We start from the raw sequence: 15,187 nt of genomic DNA, 5'->3' as shown, positions 1-15,187 counted from the left end.
TCTATTTTTAGCAATTGCAATTATTATTGCAATTATTTCCAAAACCACAGCAGAAGAATAGTAATAATATTATTATCCAACACCAGCTATTATTTCCGCCAAATCCATGTCCGCCATAGTTTCCACCCATGCCTCCGCATTCTGGAACATAAAGTGTTTGTTTACATTTCTTAAATTTAGGTTTTTCGCAACAACAGCAGCAGTTATTTCCATAATTTCCACCAAAGTTTCCACCAAATCCACCACAGCAGAATAACAATAGGATTATTATCCACCACCAGTTATTATTTCCACAGCCATTATTTCCGCAGCCACATCCATTATTATTTCCACAACCACAATTATTGTTATTACCACAATTTGGCCTATTATTACAATTTGAAGATTCATTTAATCCATTTAGAATTTCATTTAGTTCCATAATAATTCTCCTTTTCTTTATTTAGATTTATTTTATACTATATTCTATTCTCTTCTTTTAAATTTGACACAAATAATTTCCTAAATTATTTCCCATAAATATTCTACCTTAATATACCTTTTCCCTTTTATTAAAAATTAAAATTATTTATGTTTTATATTTATAAATATTAAGCTTATAAAAAAAATATAGGGTAGAGAATTTATCTCTAACCTATATTTTTATATTTGAATTATATTTAATTACCATTCTTCAGAAGACACGTCTGTAAATATTAAATCAATAAGTTCGTCTCTTCCCTTTTTATTTAGTGATGAAAAAAATGTAAAAGTTTCATTTGGAGTTAACTTTAATGTTTCTTTTATAAGTTTTTCACTTTTTCTAAGGTCGTTATTAGATAATTTATCACTTTTAGTTGCAATTACTATAACTTCATAACCATAATGTTTTATCCATTCATGCATAGTTATATCATCATTTGTAGGTTTGTGCCTACAATCAACTAATAACACTACCTTTTTTAACTCTCTTCTTCCTGTAAGATAATTACTAATTGTAGTACCCCAACTAGCTTTTTCTTTTTTTGATACCTTAGCATAACCATAGCCTGGTAAATCTACTAAGTGAAAATCATTATTTATTAAAAAGAAATTTATAAGTCTTGTTTTTCCCGGAGTTTGACTTACTTTAGCTAAATGTCTTCTATTTGTTAAAGCATTTATTATTGAAGATTTTCCTACATTTGATCTTCCAACAAATGCTACTTCTAATCTACCTTCATCTGGATATTGATCTCTTCTTACAGCAGATGTTATAAATTCTGAAGTCTTAATTTTCATTTTTATCATCTCCAACTAGTGCATTTTTAAGTACGTCATCTACTTCTTCCGCAAAAATAAATTTAATTTTTGATTTTATTGAATTTGGTATTTTTAACGTATCTTTTTCATTTTCTTTTGGTATTATAACAGTATCTATTCCCGCTCTAAAGGCCGCTAAACATTTTTCTTTTACTCCACCTATAGGTAACACTTTACCTGTTAAAGTTATTTCTCCAGTCATAGCAATATTATGTTTTACTTTTCTATTGCTTAAAGCAGATACTAAAGCTGTTATCATAGTAACACCTGCAGATGGACCATCTTTAGGAACTGCACCTTCTGGAACATGAATATGAATATCTTTTTTCTTATAGAATTCACTATTTATATTGAATCTTTCAGCATTAGATCTTACATAAGTATATCCAGCCTTTGCAGATTCTTTCATAACATCTCCAAGCTGTCCTGTTAACTCTAATTTACCTGTACCATCCATAACCATAACTTCTATTGGAAGAGTATCTCCTCCATATGCAGTCCAAGCCATTCCAGTAACTACACCTATTTTATCTTCCTTATCTACTTTATCATAGCTAAAGATTTTAGGACCTAAGTATTTTTCTACCTGAGCAGTAGTTACTTTTAATGACTTTTTATCCTTTTCTACCATTTCAGTTATAGCTTTTCTTATAATAGCTCCTACTTTACGTTCAAGATTTCTAACTCCTGACTCTCTTGTATATCCTTCAATAATTAATTTTATAGCATTATCTGTTATATTTACTTCATTATTATTTAATCCATGTTCTTTTAATTGTTTTGGAATTAAATACTTTTTAACTATATTATACTTTTCTTCATAAGTATAACCTGATACTTCAATTATCTCCATTCTATCTAGTAATGGTCTTGGTATTGTATCTAATGAATTAGCCGTAGTTATAAACATAACCTTAGATAAATCCATCTCAAGCTCTAAATAATTATCTCTAAAGGTGCTATTTTGTTCTGCATCTAAAACCTCTAATAAGGCATCTGCTGGATCACCTTTAAAATCATTTGCCATTTTGTCTATTTCATCTAACAAAAACAAAGGATTATTTGATGCAGCTTGCTTCATTCCATATATTATTCTTCCTGGAATAGCACCTACATAAGTTTTTCTATGTCCTCTTATTTCAGCTTCATCTCTCATACCGCCTAAAGACATTCTAACAAAATTTCTATTTAATGCTTTAGCGACAGACTTAGCTATAGAAGTTTTACCTACTCCTGGAGGTCCAACTAAACATAATATAGGACCTTTTAAACTTTTTGTCATATGCTTTACTGCTAAATATTCTATTATTCTATCTTTTACATCCTCTAAACCATAGTGGTCATTATCTAGGATCTTTCTTGCTTTTTTTATATCTATAGTATCTTTAGTTTGTTTGTTCCATGGAAGTTCAAGAATCCAATCTAAATATGTTCTTATAACATTACCTTCTGAAGAATAGCTTCCAGTATTTTTTAACCTTGTTAATTCATGCTGAGCTTTTTCTTTAACTTCTTTTGGTAACTTAGATTTTTTTATCTTGTCTTCATATTTTTTAATATCCTTTTGATCCTCGTCATCTTCTCCTAATTCCTCTTGAATAACCTTTAGCTGCTCACGAAGATAATACTCTTTTTGCATTTTATCCATGTTTTTCTTAACTTTATAGCCAATTTTCTTTTCTATCTTTAAAACTTCAATTTCATTTTTTAAAATAACTAAAAGCTTTTCTATTCTTTCTTTTACATCAATAGCTTCAAGAATTTCTTGTTTTGTTTCTTCTTTTAAAGATATATAAGAAGCTATAATATCTGCTAAAGTCCCTGGTTCTTCTACATCATCTAATGTTCCTATCATATCAGTAGATGGTGTTGATGCTATAGCTAGATACTCGCCAAAGGTACTTTTTAAAGTCCTTATATGTGCCTCTAATTCAGTATCTTCTTTATCAACTTTATCAGGGCATTTTTCTATTTCTACTGTAAAGAATTTTTCTTTATCTAAGAATGAATTTATCTTCGCTCTTTCAATCCCTTCAACTAGAACTCTAATTCTATTTTCTGGCATTTTAAGTAATTGTTTTATAGTACATATAGTTCCAACTTTAAAAATATCATCTTCACTTGGTTCTTCAACTTTAGCTTCCTTTTGAGTTGATAAAAATATTTTTTGCTCTTTCATCATTGCTTCTTCAAGAGCTGCAATTGATTTTTCTCTTCCAACATCAAAATGCATTACCATATTAGGAAATATAGTTATACCTCTTAGAGGAATTAAAGGAAGAACTAATTTTTCATCATTCATGTTTGCTCCTCCATTTCAAAATATACCTAGTCTAATTCAGTATACACATAAAATAAATAATTTTCAATATATTATAAAGGTCTCTTTTATCTATATTTTAATAGAATTTAATACTTACATAATAATATAAACATTATAAATACTCAACTAATATAAGTTTTTTATTATATAAACTTTTAAATTAGTTTTTAAAAAGAAAAAAGAGCTTAAAATATGCTTTTAAGCTCTAACTTCTCTTTATTAAGCAGTTTCTATATCTTTTCTTGTTTTTGCTTTTGCTTTTTTAAGAACTGGTCTTGTTTCTCCTTCCTTTAATAGAGTTAAGTCAGGTTCCTTTTCTTTCTTTATAACAGAATCGTTTAAAGTTACCTTAACTACATCTTCTCTTGAAGGAATTTCAAACATTATATTTTTCATTGATTCCTCTAAAATTGCCCTTAATCCTCTAGCACCAGTATTTCTCTTAATAGCCTCAGAAGCTATTTCTTCTAAAGCTGAATCTTCTATTTCTAATTGAACATTATCTAATTCAAATAACTTCTTATATTGCTTTACAAGAGCATTTTTAGGTTTACTTAATATGTTTATTAAAGCATTTTTATCAAGAGACTCTAAAGTTACAACTATTGGAATTCTTCCAACAAACTCTGGAATTAAACCATACTTTAATAAATCTCCTGGCATTATTTCCTTTAATAATTGACCAACATCTTTTTCAGTTCTTGATTGTATTTCTGCACCAAATCCCATTGAACTTTTTCTTGTTCTTTTTTCAATGATTTTATCAATGCCATCAAAAGCCCCTCCACAAATAAATAATATATTTCCAGTATTTATTTGCAAGAATTCTTGATGAGGATGCTTTCTTCCCCCTTGTGGTGGAACTGAAGCTACTGTGCCTTCAAGAATTTTTAATAATGCTTGTTGAACACCTTCTCCAGAAACATCTCTAGTTATTGATGGATTTTCTGATTTTCTTGCTATTTTATCTATTTCATCAATATAAATTATTCCCTTTTCAGCTCTCTCTACATCATAATCAGCATTTTGTATAAGTTTAAGAAGTATATTCTCTACATCTTCCCCAACATATCCTGCTTCTGTAAGTGTAGTGGCATCAGCAATTGCAAAAGGTACATTTAAAAATTTAGCAAGTGTTTGTGCTAATAATGTTTTACCACTTCCTGTTGGTCCTAAAAGTAATATATTACTTTTTTGTAACTCTACATCATCTTCCATTTCGTTTGAGTTTATTCTTTTATAATGATTGTATACAGCTACTGATAAAGCTTTTTTTGCTTCATCTTGACCTATTACATATTGATCTAAATAATTTTTGATTTCTGAAGGCTTTGGTAAACTTGTTGAATCAAATTCAACTCTTTCTTCAAATTCATCTGCAATTATTTCTGAGCATAGTTCAATACACTCATCACAAATATACACTCCAGGTCCTGCTATTAATCTTTTCACTTGGTCTTGATTTTTCCCACAAAAAGAGCATCTTAGCTGTTTCTTATCTTCGTATTTTGCCATCGACTACACCTCACTAAGGTTTATATTAATAAAGGTTATTCTTTACTTTTAGATGTTTCATTTTTTCTTATTACTTTATCTATTAATCCATATTCTTCTGCTTCACTAGCATCCATAAAGTAATCTCTTTCAACATCTTTACTTATTTGTTCTAAAGATTTTCCAGTGTTTTCACTTAAAATTTCATTTAATTTAGATTTTATCTTTAATATTCTCTTGGCATGAATATCTATATCGGTTGCTTGACCTTGGAATCCGCCAAGAGGTTGATGTATCATTATCTCACTATTTGGAAGAGCAAATCTTTTGCCTTTAGCTCCACATGATAATAAAAATGCACCCATTGATGCAGCCATTCCAACACAAATAGTTGATACATCTGGTTTTATATATTCCATTGTATCATATATAGCCATTCCAGAAGTTATTGATCCCCCAGGACTATTTATGTATAGATAAATATCCTTATCAGGATCCTCACTTTCTAAAAAAAGTAATTGAGCTATAACTAAATTAGCAGTAGCATCATTAACTTCACCGCTTAACATTACTATTCTATCTTTTAATAATCTTGAAAATATATCGTAAGATCTTTCTCCTCTACTTGTCTGTTCAACTACTACAGGAACAAAACTCATAAATCTCCCTCCTCAAAATATAAATTAAAATAATACTATATAGTATAACCTAACCTCTTAAAAAAAACAAAATTTATTATATTTAAATTATATAAAAAATTTTTATTTTTGTTAATGAATTTAAAATAAATGCCAGAAAGATTTCTGGCATTTATTTCAAATATTATATTTATTATATTATGCTATTTTGCAATTGTCTACTAAGAAATTTATTGTTTTTTCAGTAGTCGCTTCTAATCTTATTAAATGACCTTGAGCATTCATTATTAAATCAGCCATTTTTTCAGCATTGTCTGCACTATACATCTTAGCAACTTCCATTGCTTTAGCCTTTAATTCTTCATCTGAAACTTCTATGTTTTCTTCTTTAGCTATTTTATCTAGAACTAAATCTGTTTTAACTTTTCTTTCAGCTCTTTCTTTCATATAAGATTTCATTTTATCTTCTGTATTTCCAGTGAATTCATAGTATTGATCTAAAGTTAAGCCTTGATATTTTAATCTTCCTTCAAGGTCTTTAATCATAGCTTCAACTTCTTTTTCTACCATAATTTCTGGTATTTCAACTTTTGCATTATCAACTACTGCATTTATAACAGCTTCTTCGAATTCTCTCTTAGCTCTTTCTTCGTTGCTTTCTTCAACTTTCTTTCTTATATCAGCTTTTAATTCATCTAAAGTATCAAATTCTGAAACTTCTTTAGCAAATTCATCATCTAAAGCTGGTAATTCTTTAACTCTTATTTCTTTTATAGTTACTTGGAAAGTTGCTTCTTTTCCGTTAAGCTCTTCTTTTCCATAGTTTTCAGGGAAAGTTACTTTAACGTCTTTCTTTTCTCCAGCGGCTAATCCTATTAATTGTTGTTCAAAGTCTCCTATAAATGTACCTGAACCTATTTCTAATGGATAATCTGTTCCTTCTCCACCATCAAATGCTACTTCGTCAACAAAACCTTTAAAGTCTATTACAGCTATATTGCCATCTTCAACTTTTCCTTCTGATTTAGTTTCTACTCTTGCATTTCTTTCTTGCATTGCTTTAAGTTGTTTTTCAACTTCTTCTTCTGAAACTTCATAAGAAGGTTTTTTAACTTCTACATCTTTATATTGACCTAATTCAACTTCTGGGTAAACTGTTACCTTTGCAGTATAAACTAAATCTTTTCCTTCTCCAACTTCAACGATATCTATTTGTGGGTAATCCACTGGTTTAATATCATTTTCTTTTATAGCTTCTGGATAAGTTGTATCTATTGCAATGTTTACAGCATCCTCTAGTAAAATTCCAACTCCATAATATTTTTTAATAACATTCATTGGAGCTTTACCTTTTCTAAATCCTGGAACATTAAGTTTCTTAACATTCTTATGGTAAGCTTTCTTTATTGCTTCGTTAAACTTTTCTGCTTCAACTCTAATCTCAAATTTAACAACATTAGTCTCTATTTTTTCCATTTTAACATCCATTGTATTATTCCTCCTAAAGACAGTTATAAGATCTTAATACTTACTTATATTAACTAAGCCATTATAACATATATTTTCTTACACTTTCAAATATTTCTTTAATTTTATTGGTTATTCATCAAAATACAATAAAATATTATAAATATTTTACATTATCATTAACTTTTTATTTTTCAAAGAACGACAAATTTATCTTGATTTATTACAATTTTTCTAATTAAATAATTTTCTAAATTATGCATTAAAAATTAATAAAAATATTAAGGTATTATTAATTATAGACAAAAAATTTAATATATAAACTTGACTTTAGCAAAGATTTTAATTAATAAGTTCTCCATTTGCTGTTAAGAACTTAGAATTTCCATCTATTGTTATTTCTAATCCTTTGTCTGTAAGATTCCCTAAAATAATCTCTTTACCTTTTACATTAAATAATGTTTGATAATTTCCTGTTTGAAGATCTAACATCCAAAGATATGTATCAAGATTTCCTGTTCCAAACCATGGTAAGTTAGATAAATAAACTATTTTATTATCATCTAAGAACTTAGCATTTTCACACCATTTATATCCTTGTTGTGATGATAAGATTTGTTCTCTTGTAAAAACTCTACCATCTCTTGTTTTATAACTTTTAAAGGTTAAATCTTTTTCATTTCCATTTTGATCAAATAGTTTTAATTCTTGAGTACTTCCATCTACTATTAAAAGTGAATGTTGTGTAGGACTTATACTAAAGGTAGTTCCATTTTCTAAAGGCGCTACTGATTCATACATTCTTACACCATTATCTTCTTTATAAGTTACTTTAATAGTATTACCTGAAGAAAGAGCTACATCAAACTCTTTATCCTCTTCTTTTTCAGATGAATTTTCTTCTTGATTATTAGCAGCTTCTTGTACTTTTTCATCTTCCTTATTTTTTTCTTCTAATAAATTATTATCCTTTTTATTACCTTCATCAGTTTTAGATTTATTAAAAATAGATACTATTTTTGATTTAATATCTGAAGGGAATCCTTGGACTTTAATAAAAAATGCTGCCAAAATACAAATTATAGCTACTATAACTATAATGATTAACATTCTTTTTCTTCTTTTCATTTTTCTTTCATATTCTTTACTAAAAATACTAGGCTTACGCAAATTTATTCCCTCCTATCCATAAAAATTCAACATATATATTATACCTTATTCCTAGGTAAATTAATAATAAATTTTGTAAAAAATCAAAATATGTTGTATAATGAAACATATTTTTCTTTTCGTTAATAAATTTATAATGTTTTTTGAGGAAATTTATCTTATCAACTTATCTTATCATAAATACAATTCTTTAAAATTCGCTAACTTTATTAATATAATTTAAGTAGATTTAAGACAAAATTAGATGATTAATCCATTTTAATTGATATTAATTCTTTACTGTGTTATTATAAGCTTTGTGTTTTATCGTAAAGTAGAAAAGATATTTAAAATAATGAAATAAATAGAAAGAAAGAGGAATTTTATGAACAATTTAACATTTAGTGATTTAGGCTTAAAAGATTCAATCTTAAAAGCCATACAAGATTTAGGATTTGAGGAGCCATCTCAAATACAATCTCAAAGTATTCCTTTAGCAATAGAAGGTCATGATTTAATAGGGCAAGCGCAAACTGGAACTGGTAAAACTGCTGCTTTTGGTTGTGGTATATTAAATAATATATGTAAAGCTGACAAAGGAGCAAAGGCTATAATTTTAGCTCCAACAAGAGAATTAGCAATTCAAGTAAATGAAGAATTAACAAGACTTGCTAAATATGAGAATCTATCTATAATTCCAATATACGGTGGTCAATCAATAGATCGTCAGTTAAAAGCTTTAAGAAGAGGTGCTGATATAGTAGTAGGTACTCCTGGTAGAATATTAGACCATATAAAAAGAGGAAGCTTAACATTATCCAGTATAAAATTTTTAGTATTAGATGAAGCTGATGAAATGCTAAATATGGGATTTATAGATGATTTAGAGGCAATAATAAGTTCACTTCCAGAGGAAAGACAGACTTTATTATTCTCAGCAACTATGCCTCCTCAAATAAAAAGACTTGCTAAGCGTTACATGAAAGAAGATGCAAAGCTTATAGAAATAAAGAAAAATTCTATGACTGTTTCAAAGATACAACAATATTATTTTGAAATAAAAAATAAAGATAGATTCGAAACTTTATGTAGAGTATTAGATTTTGATGAACCATCAGCTGCAATAATATTTTGCAAAACAAAAAAAGGTGTAGATGAATTAGTTGGTTCAATGCAAGCAAGAGGATATATAGTTGAAGGTATGCACGGTGATATGACTCAAATGCATAGAATGCAAACATTAAGAAAGTTTAAAGAAAGTTCTTTAGATTTCCTTGTTGCTACAGATGTTGCTGCTAGAGGAATTGACGTAGAAGGTGTTACTCACGTTATAAATTATGATCTTCCTCAAGATGTAGAATCTTATGTTCACAGAATAGGTAGAACTGGTAGAGCAAATAAGGAAGGTACAGCTTATTCTTTAGTTACTCCAAAAGAATATACTATGCTTAAGCAGATCCAAAAAGTAACTAAGAGTAATATTCAAAGAAAAACAGTTCCAACAGTAGATGAAATTTTCTCTAATAAATTCCAAGGAATGATGGATAAAATTAAATCCACTATAGAAACAGAAGATTTTTCAAAATTCCTTCCAATGGCTCTTGAACTTGATGAAAATTATAGCTTAGTTGATGTTGCAGCTGCTTTAATGAAAATACATTTTGATAAAGAAGCTGTTATGGATTATTCTACTAACGCTTTAGAGTCACCATCAATGGAAGAAACTCGTTTATTCTTCTCTATAGGAAGAAGAGATGGAATAAATCCTAAGGTTCTTGTAAATTATATAAAAGATACATCAAAAATAAGACCATCTCTTATCGGTGATATTGATGTTTTAGAAAACTTTACATTTGTAAATGTTGATAGCGATATGGCAAAGAAAGTTCTAGAATGCTGTTCTGGAAATAAGCTTGGCGGAAGAAGAGTTAATGTAGAAGTTGCTAATAAAAGCGGTAATTCTAAAAAAAGCGGCGGTTCTAATAGAAACTTCAGAAGAGATAACTCAAAAAAAGGAAGAACTTTTAATAATTCAAGAAATTAATAAAAATTAAAAGTTGTCTATAAAACTATTATACAGAAAAATTTAATAGTTAATAAAGCATTATTGAAAAATCTATTATTAGTTTAACAATAATGCTTTTTTTATGCTTTAAATACACTTTATATTTAATTCTATTTATTGTATCTATTATTTCTTACTACAGCATTTGGATTTACACTTATCATTTTCCTTATTGCAGCACCCACCACTACAACTGCCACATTTTCCTTTAGAACCACAGAAAGTAAATCCTAACTCTTTAAGCTCTTCTTTATTAAGCACTGCTACATTTTCTGAATAGTCTTCATACTCAGGAGCATCCTTTAAATAACTTTCCCTAAATATATCTTTCATATTTTCTCCTTTATATTTTATAAAATTATTTTATTAAAATTACCTATTAAAAATTTTAATTTACTAATAACTAATTATTTTTTAATATTATATTTAATAATTAGTTTTAAAAACACATATATTAAATTATTTATAAGCCCTAACTATTAAAGCATATGATTCATCTTCTATATATTTTGACTTATTAAAATCACCAAAAAACTCATATTTAGTAAAACCTATTCTTTTAATCATATCTTCTAAATCATTTTTTAATAAAGGTAATAACTCTATGGAATTTTTATACTCATTCTTTATATTTAAATTTTTATCATAGATTATTATAGTTGTATTAAAATCCACTTTATTTTTTTCTTTATTATATCTATAATTTCTTATAAACTCCACTCTTTCTTCTTCTCTTTTAATAGTAGGCAATTCAGTAATTCCCTTTTTTAAAATTCTATTATAATTAATAATTTGAATAATAAGTTCACCATTATTTTTTAATAAATCTTTAATATCCTTCAAAGCCTTTTCTATTTTATTTTTAGACTCTAAATGAACTATAGAATTTCCAATACAAAAAACTCTATCAAATTCATTTTCTTTAAAATCCTTTATTAGGTTCTCCATATTTTTTATTTCAAAACTAACTTTAAGATTCTCTTTCTTTTCATTAGCCTTCTTTATCATTTCCTCATTTAGATCTATTCCTATAATTTCATGGCCTTTCTCTGCAAAAGGTATAGAATAAGTACCTGTACCACAAGCAATATCTAAAACCTTAATTTTATCATCTACATCATCCATTAAAAAATTCAATGTATTTTTATTCTCCTTAAAAATAATATCATAATATTCACTTAATTTATCATAAAAACTCATTATAACATCTCCTTTTAACTATAAAATTTAACATTACTATTCAATTTAAAATCATTTATTAAACTATATTTTATCATAATTTATAAATATTATTTTTTATCTTTCTTTAAAATTTATGTGCTATAATTAAATTATCAAAATATGAAAGGGGATTTAATTTATGAGTGTTCATATAGGAGCAAAAAAAGGAGATATTGCAGAAGTTATATTATTACCAGGAGATCCATTAAGAGCTAAATTTATTGCTGAAACTTTTTTAGAAAATCCTAAATGTTATAATGAAGTAAGAGGCATGTATGGTTTTACCGGTACTTATAAGGGTAAAAAAGTTTCCGTTCAAGGTACAGGAATGGGAATTCCATCTATTTCAATTTATGTAAACGAACTCATAACTGAATATGGAGTTAAAAATCTTATAAGAGTTGGTACTGCTGGATCATTAAAAGAAAATGTTCATGTTAGAGATCTAGTAATAGCAATGACTGCTTCTACTGATTCAAATATAAACAAAATAAGATTTAGTGGTCGTGATTATGCACCTACTGCTTCTTTTGAATTATTAAATAAAGCATACAATATTTCTTTAGAAAAAGGCTTTAATCCTAAAGTGGCAAGTGTATTCACTTCTGATACCTTTTATCATGACGCGCCTGATAGTTGGAAAATATGGGCTAAATTTGGTTGTGTAGCGGTAGAGATGGAAACTGCTGCCTTATATACCTTAGCTGCAAAATATAATGTAAATGCACTTTCTATGTTAACTATTAGTGACCACTTGGTAACTGGAGAGTTAACTACCTCAGAAGAAAGACAAACTACCTTTACAAAAATGATAGAAGCTGCATTAGATACTGCTATTAGTCTTAAATAAATATAAAATATATTAGATTTACTTAATTATTATTTGTAATTAATTTAAACATAAAAATAAACACTATGAGATGTTATTTATATAATAACTTCATAGTGTTTATTTTTTATTTTAATATTTTAAAATCATAATAAAAATTTATTTTAATATAATTGTTTTTATTAATATACTATTTTGTATGAAAAATTTATCTAAACTATTAAATTCTTAATATTTATTAAATATAATTTTTAGGATTTACAGGTTGTCCATTTACTCTAATTTCAAAATGTACATGAGGACCTGTACTCATACCAGTAGACCCTGCTAAAGCTATAACTTGTCCTTGTTCAACTTTCTGTCCTTTATTAACTGATAATGATGATGAATGCCCATATAAACTTTGAACACCATTACCATGGTCTATTATAACCATATTTCCATAAACACTATTATATTCAGCTCTAACAACTATACCACCTTTAGCTGCTTTCACAGGAGTTCCAAAAGATACTCCTATATCTAACCCAGTATGAAATCCCTGTTTATGTGTAACTGGATGGGTTCTTGGTCCAAAATCACAAGTTATTGTTCCTACAACAGGGGCAATAAACCCTTGTCCTGCATTTTCTTTAGAAATAACTCCATTACTACTTGAATTACTATTTATATTTGCAAAAATTTGATCTAATTCTTTCCTTAAATTTTCATTAAAAGAAGATAAATCACTTATTTGATTTTGAAGTTCCTTTTCCTTATCACTTAATCCATTTACAATATTATTTTTTTCATTTTCTAAAGTCTTTAGTTCATTTACTTGACCCTCTAAAACATCTCTTTCTTTTAAATATTCATCTTGAATTTTCTTTAGTTCCTCTCTTTGATTTTCTATTTGTTTTTTATCATTATTTAAAGTATCTCGTTTTGCATTAAGTTCTTTTTCATTTTTCTTTAGATCTTCTTGTATAGATTCTACCTCTTTTATTAACCCTTGATCTATCTTTACAATCTTACTAAAATTTGCAAACTTAGAAATAAAATCACTAAGATCTCTACTACTTAATAAAACTGCTAACATTTTTTCAGTATAATTTGTCTTATAAATATTTCTTAATCTAGATCCTAACATATTTTCTTTTTCTAATTTTTCTTTTTCTTTAGCTTTAATTTCATCTTCTACATTTTTTATTTCTTCTTGTAGCTTTCCTATTTCACTTTCTACTTTAGATATTTTATTTTGAACAACATCGATTTTATTTTCATAATCATCTACTTTTTGTTGAGATTTAGCTAATTCCTCACCTTTACTATCTAATTTACTTTGTATCTCATCAAGTTTTGATTTTTCATTAGACTTTTCCTTTGATATTTGATTTTTCTGACTTTCCAAATCACTTATTTTACTTTTATTAGATTCTATTTTATTTTCAATGTTTTCTTTAGATGCCGCTCTTACCTTTAAAGGTTCATTAACTGTTAAAACAGAAATCATAGTTGCAGCACAAATAGTCAACATAATTAGCTTATTTTTCATCATAACTATCACCATCTATATAATTATTTTACAATATCTAATTATACATCAAATTATATATTTTTTATAAGATAATTTTTAAGAAATATAAAAAATTATATATTTTTTTTGGTTATTATGAGAAAAAAATTCATTTATTTTATTAAAAATCGTTACTATATAAATATTTTTCTTTTTTCTTTTATAAAATCTATATATTTAATATTAAAAATTTCTCCATTTATTATATTTATATTTTTTTGATTTATGTTCTCTAAAATTTTATTATTATTTCCCTTTTGTAGTGTTAGTATTATCAAATTATCCCAATTATTAATATAACTTAAACTTTCTAATAAATATAAATCTTCATCTTTAATATGTTCTTTTAATATTAAGACACCATAATTAAATTTCTCTTTTGTCATTTCTAAGAGATTATTTGATATTTTTTTATTTACTTTAAATCCTGAAAAAATAAAATAATCTATAATCCAATTATAAAAATCATCTTTATTTAGTTCTTCTAGCTCCTCAATTAATAAATCCTCTTTTGAATTGTTTTTTATTATTTTTGTTAAATTTGTTATTTTATAGACTAATTTTAACAATTCATAAAAAGAAAGTATTCCAAAGACTCCAAAAATTAAAGAAAATATAACTATTCCTCCTTTTCTAAAATCTCTAAATCATTTATTTTATTTATTTCTTTTGTTATTTTTTCCCCATCACAAATAGCAATTTTATATCCTTTATCTTTAGCTAGAACTAAAGCTTCCTCTCCGCTTTTAGCAATAGATGTATTAGTTAAAATAATTCCCTCATTAATATTTTTATTTATAAGATATCCAAGAAAAATTAATATATGTTCTTTTTCAATTAGTTTGTTATTTTCCTTATGAATAGACTTTACAATAGTTTCTTTTTCTTTATAACATATAAAATGCTCAAAACCATTTTCAATAAATATAATATTTTTATATCCTAATAAACTTAAATATTTATAACATTGTTCTTGAAAATCATTTTTATTTATAGATTTTAACCATCCTGTACTTAAAATTAAATTTTTCTTTTTTTTATTTTTTTGTTTATTTTCATAAAACTTTATAATATACTTTAGAATTTTATTTGAAATCCATAAAATTAAAAATATATATAAATATATTTTTATATATTGAATTTGTTTAAACATTTAATCACCTCA

General features: G+C 26.4%; 14 protein-coding genes. 2 read left to right on the top strand and 12 right to left on the bottom strand.

Annotated features, from left to right (window positions below; genetic code table 11):
- Nucleotides 1-7 precede the first annotated feature (7 nt).
- The 7 genes from BUA70_RS03145 to BUA70_RS03115 all read right to left on the bottom strand — a co-directional run bounded on the left by BUA70_RS03145 (nucleotide 8) and on the right by BUA70_RS03115 (nucleotide 8,373).
- Nucleotides 8-421, bottom strand: coding sequence for a hypothetical protein (locus BUA70_RS03145; protein WP_072892966.1), 414 nt, complete (start codon nucleotides 419-421; stop codon nucleotides 8-10).
- A 242-nt stretch (nucleotides 422-663) separates the two neighbouring features.
- Nucleotides 664-1,260: a ribosome biogenesis GTP-binding protein YihA/YsxC gene (gene yihA, locus BUA70_RS03140; RefSeq protein WP_072892962.1), complete on the bottom strand. Its 597-nt coding sequence runs from the start codon at nucleotides 1,258-1,260 to the stop codon at nucleotides 664-666.
- The gene (gene lon / locus BUA70_RS03135; protein ID WP_072892959.1) at nucleotides 1,250-3,583 is read right to left on the bottom strand and encodes an endopeptidase La; all 2,334 of its coding nucleotides are present in this window, start codon (nucleotides 3,581-3,583) and stop codon (nucleotides 1,250-1,252) included. Before lon ends, yihA begins: the two co-directional genes overlap by 11 nt.
- 240 nt (nucleotides 3,584-3,823) lie before the next feature.
- A complete protein-coding gene (gene clpX, locus BUA70_RS03130; RefSeq protein ID WP_072892956.1) occupies nucleotides 3,824-5,119 on the bottom strand; it encodes an ATP-dependent Clp protease ATP-binding subunit ClpX in 1,296 nt (431 codons plus the stop codon).
- 35 nt (nucleotides 5,120-5,154) lie between these two features.
- Nucleotides 5,155-5,757: an ATP-dependent Clp endopeptidase proteolytic subunit ClpP gene (clpP, locus tag BUA70_RS03125; protein ID WP_072892953.1), complete on the bottom strand. Its 603-nt coding sequence runs from the start codon at nucleotides 5,755-5,757 to the stop codon at nucleotides 5,155-5,157.
- 177 nt (nucleotides 5,758-5,934) lie between these two features.
- A complete protein-coding gene (gene tig / locus BUA70_RS03120; protein ID WP_072892950.1) occupies nucleotides 5,935-7,224 on the bottom strand; it encodes a trigger factor in 1,290 nt (429 codons plus the stop codon).
- Between the two features lie 321 nt (nucleotides 7,225-7,545).
- Nucleotides 7,546-8,373: a hypothetical protein gene (locus BUA70_RS03115; protein WP_072892948.1), complete on the bottom strand. Its 828-nt coding sequence runs from the start codon at nucleotides 8,371-8,373 to the stop codon at nucleotides 7,546-7,548.
- A gap of 364 nt (nucleotides 8,374-8,737) precedes the next feature.
- Here BUA70_RS03115 and BUA70_RS03110 point away from each other — a divergent pair, with 364 nt between their 5' ends.
- Complete coding sequence (locus BUA70_RS03110; protein WP_083573439.1) at nucleotides 8,738-10,396, top strand: DEAD/DEAH box helicase; 1,659 nt, start codon at nucleotides 8,738-8,740, stop codon at nucleotides 10,394-10,396.
- 147 nt (nucleotides 10,397-10,543) lie between these two features.
- Here BUA70_RS03110 and BUA70_RS03105 read toward each other — a convergent pair whose 3' ends face one another.
- Together BUA70_RS03105 and BUA70_RS03100 are read right to left on the bottom strand one after the other, a co-directional pair.
- Nucleotides 10,544-10,750 (bottom strand): hypothetical protein, encoded by a 207-nt coding sequence (locus BUA70_RS03105; protein ID WP_072892945.1) that lies wholly within the window; start codon nucleotides 10,748-10,750, stop codon nucleotides 10,544-10,546.
- A 126-nt stretch (nucleotides 10,751-10,876) separates the two neighbouring features.
- A complete protein-coding gene (locus BUA70_RS03100) occupies nucleotides 10,877-11,617 on the bottom strand; it encodes a class I SAM-dependent methyltransferase (RefSeq protein ID WP_072892942.1) in 741 nt (246 codons plus the stop codon).
- A 160-nt stretch (nucleotides 11,618-11,777) separates the two neighbouring features.
- Here BUA70_RS03100 and deoD point away from each other — a divergent pair, with 160 nt between their 5' ends.
- Complete coding sequence (gene deoD, locus BUA70_RS03095) at nucleotides 11,778-12,488, top strand: purine-nucleoside phosphorylase (protein WP_072892940.1); 711 nt, start codon at nucleotides 11,778-11,780, stop codon at nucleotides 12,486-12,488.
- A gap of 217 nt (nucleotides 12,489-12,705) precedes the next feature.
- On the opposite strand, the gene BUA70_RS03090 is transcribed toward deoD, so the two are convergent.
- The 3 genes from BUA70_RS03090 to BUA70_RS03080 all read right to left on the bottom strand — a co-directional run bounded on the left by BUA70_RS03090 (nucleotide 12,706) and on the right by BUA70_RS03080 (nucleotide 15,175).
- Nucleotides 12,706-14,001, bottom strand: coding sequence for a murein hydrolase activator EnvC family protein (locus BUA70_RS03090; RefSeq protein ID WP_159429634.1), 1,296 nt, complete (start codon nucleotides 13,999-14,001; stop codon nucleotides 12,706-12,708).
- Between the two features lie 155 nt (nucleotides 14,002-14,156).
- Nucleotides 14,157-14,591 (bottom strand): hypothetical protein, encoded by a 435-nt coding sequence (locus BUA70_RS03085; RefSeq protein ID WP_072892935.1) that lies wholly within the window; start codon nucleotides 14,589-14,591, stop codon nucleotides 14,157-14,159.
- A 50-nt stretch (nucleotides 14,592-14,641) separates the two neighbouring features.
- Nucleotides 14,642-15,175, bottom strand: a complete 534-nt coding sequence (locus BUA70_RS03080) for a hypothetical protein (protein ID WP_072892932.1) — start codon at nucleotides 15,173-15,175, stop codon at nucleotides 14,642-14,644.
- Nucleotides 15,176-15,187 lie beyond the last annotated feature (12 nt).

This window comes from Clostridium fallax (genome assembly GCF_900129365.1).
GTDB classification, from domain to species: Bacteria; Bacillota; Clostridia; order Clostridiales; family Clostridiaceae; genus Clostridium_AH; species Clostridium_AH fallax.
The sequence above is the reverse complement of the archived record's forward strand: the minus strand, read 5'-3'. Positions and strand labels throughout refer to the sequence as shown.